The organism is Oleiphilus sp. HI0117 (genome assembly GCF_001635235.1).
The window spans coordinates 1-421 of the sequence record NZ_LWGA01000390.1; the positions used below are offsets into that span (position 1 = coordinate 1).

General features: G+C 47.3%; 1 protein-coding gene. It reads left to right on the forward strand.

The features are described 5' to 3' along the window. Positions 1-421: PEP-utilizing enzyme (locus A3757_RS04605; RefSeq protein ID WP_255374972.1), on the forward strand; the 421-nt coding region annotated here is incomplete at both ends.

The following is a 421-nucleotide window of genomic DNA, read 5'->3' on the forward strand; positions in this document are numbered from 1 at the left end:
TGCGATCCTGGTCAGTGAAGAATTAACCCCTACTATGTTGGGTGAAATTCCGAAAGAGAAGCTACTCGGTCTTGTTTCGATTAAAGGCTCAGGAAATTCTCACGTAGCAATCTTAGCCAGAGCGATGGGGATTCCCACTGTCATGGGTGTGGTGGATATGCCACTCACACAGCTGGACGATAAAGAGTTAATAGTCGATGGCTACAATGGTGATATTTTTGCCTGCCCTTCTGAAGAGCTGCGTGGCTACTATGAGCAGATCGTCGAAGAAGAGAAGGCGCTGGATCAAGGCTTAGAGAAGTTAAAGAGCCTACCCTGCGAAACTAAAGACGGGCATCGCATCTGTGCCTGGGTGAATACCGGTTTAATGACTGATGTTGTTCGTTCACTGAATCAAGGCGCTGAAGGTGTTGGTCTATAT